The sequence below is a fragment of the Hydrogenophaga sp. PML113 genome, assembly GCF_001777155.1.
Classification (GTDB): Bacteria; Pseudomonadota; Gammaproteobacteria; order Burkholderiales; family Burkholderiaceae_C; genus Hydrogenophaga; species Hydrogenophaga borbori.
Map to the genome: position 1 here is coordinate 1 of NZ_MIYM01000031.1, position 2,395 is coordinate 2,395.

Genomic DNA, 2,395 nt, shown 5'->3' on the forward strand with positions numbered 1-2,395 from the left:
TGGAGCTGACCGCCTCAAGGCACGAGACCCTCTCTGGCGCACAAAAGAAACGACGCGGGAAAGCACGGGTTCTGCTGGTATGGAAAGGTGAACAGAGGATCCGACGCACAAGCCCGGCGGAACATTCCAGCCCGCCTAGTCAGATAACTGGTCTTATCGCAGTAGCTGCATGCCGGGAGTAAACTGGGCTTCGGCAAAATGCCCGAGTTCCCGGAGGCTCCAGTGCCAGCCGCCGCTCCCACCCCACGAAGCAGTCCTTTCGACGTCAATGCTTTGGCAGCGCTGCGCGCCTGGCATGAAGGCATGCCCTCGCGCCAGGCAGTCGAGCGCTACTTGCCCGAGCGCCTGAATGCGGGGCACACGGCACGTGGTGTGCTCGGCGCGGTTCGACGCGAGCTGGCCAGGCATGCACGATCGCGCTTGCGCGATGACCTGGCCGAAGTGTTCGAGCGGCCTGCTGCGGAGCGCACCAGGCATGCCAGGGCGGTGGCCGCAGCACTGCATGAACTGCGGCATCTGCCCGCACCGCAGCCGCTGATCGGCGACGCCGTCGAACGCTGGTTGCCCGCTCGCGCGGCCGCGGCGCTGAAAGGGCAGGGCATCCGCACGCTTGCGGAGCTCACCGTGCGCATTCCGCGCCGGCGGCAGTGGTGGGTGGCGATTCCCGGGCTGGGACAGGCCTGCGCACGCGAGGTCGAGGCGTTCTTTGCCGCGCATCCGCAGCTGACGGAACGTGCGCGCGCGCTGATTGCGCAGGACGCGCCCGGCGACATCGTGCCGCTGGAGCGCATGACCTCGCCTCGCGCCGAGCTAGACGGCTCACGTGGCAGGTTCCGTGCCCCGGCGCACACCTGCTTAATTGACGCCAGCCATGACGGCGAGGCTGTCCTGAGTTGGCTGCAGCTGCACGAATCGCTCGCCACTCGGCGGGCGTACCGCAAGGAGGCCGAACGGCTGCTGCTGTGGGCGGTGATCCAGCTGGGAAAACCCCTTTCGTCGCTGACGACCGATGACGCCATCGCCTATCGGGCGTTCCTGCGCAATCCGACGCCGCAGCGCCGCTGGGTGGGGCCGCCGCGGCCGCGCAAATCCGGCGAATGGCGGCCGTTTGCCGGCGCTCTGGCACCGAAGTCGATCGCCTATGCGCTGTCCGTGCTCGGTGCCATGTTCCGATGGCTCATGGCGCAGCACTATGTGCTGGCCAATCCCTTTGCCGGGATCAAGGTTCGTGGCGCCGGCGACAGGCAGCCCCTGGACAAGGGACGGGCGTTCTCGCAGGCGGAGTGGAGGCTGGTGCGCACGATTGCCGATGGACTGGAAGTCTCCTACGGGTGGGAACGTGGCGCCGCCGATCGCGTGCGATTCCTGCTGGACTTCGGATATGCGACGGGACTGCGCGCCGGCGAACTGGTGGGTGTGAAGCTGCGGGACGTCAGGAAAGACGAGCGCGACGACTGGTGGCTGCATGTCGTAGGGAAGGGCGCGAAGAACGGCAAGGTGGCCCTGCCGCCGCTCGCGCGCTCGGCGCTGGATCACTACCTTTGCGTTCGCGGACTGCCCACGTCGCCAGAGCTGTGGGTGCCGGCGACGCCGCTGCTCGCTCGCATCGGGGCCGAGGATCGGGGCATCACAGGAGCGCGGCTGTGGGCGGTCATGAAAAGGTTTTTCACCACCGCGGCCAAGGTGCTGGAGCGGGACGCGCCCGCCCTCGCGGCGAAACTGAGGCAGGCGAGCCCGCATTGGATGCGGCATTCGCACGCGAGCCATGCGCTGGCCGCCGGCGCCGACTTGACCACCGTGCGGGACAACCTGCGGCATGCCTCAATCACCACCACGTCCACGTACCTGCACGGAGAGGAGGTCAAGCGCGCTCGCCAACTCGCCGCTGCATTCGGCCTGTGAGTCGGTGTGCGGCGTCGACCATGTGCTCACCGTCTCTGCGCGGGTGCGCCTGCTGGGCGCACAGTGCGACGTGCTGTCCCCGTATTGGCGGGCACTTGGCGACACACCGACGGCGCGTTGACCAGCTTTAGACACGAGCGCCGCACCCGGGTGTCAGGCGCGGGTGGCGCGCCAGTAGACCTGAACGTCTTCGCCCCAGGTCAGGCCGGAGGCGGCGACCGCCACGCGCAACAGCGTCGCGATTCGCGGCCGGTTCAGATTGGTGTCGATCACCCAGTCCTCGACGAGTGGGCGCGAATACTTCGTTGCCCACGCTGCGGGCTTGCCGGGGAACAGCTGCAGCACCGATCGAGCGACGTAGGCGCGGGAATAGCCGCGTGCCCCCATCGCACCCGCCATCGCTTCGCGCTGCAGCGGACGGTCGGCCCAGAGCCGGCGCAGAAGGCCGATGTGGATGTCGATCGCGCTCCAGGCGCGCGCCATTTCGCCGTGG

The 2,395-nt window shown here is 68.1% G+C and carries 1 protein-coding gene and 1 pseudogene; one reads left to right on the forward strand and one right to left on the reverse strand.

Annotated elements, in window-relative coordinates; translation table 11 throughout:
- Window positions 1–198 precede the first annotated feature (198 nt).
- Entirely contained in the window at window positions 199–1,902 is a 1,704-nt protein-coding gene (locus BHU06_RS21845) for a site-specific integrase (RefSeq protein ID WP_070401345.1), read from the forward strand.
- 153 nt (window positions 1,903–2,055) lie between these two features.
- Here the strand turns inward: BHU06_RS21845 and BHU06_RS22905 are convergent.
- A pseudogene (locus BHU06_RS22905) lies at window positions 2,056–2,395 on the reverse strand (hypothetical protein); the annotation flags it as partial.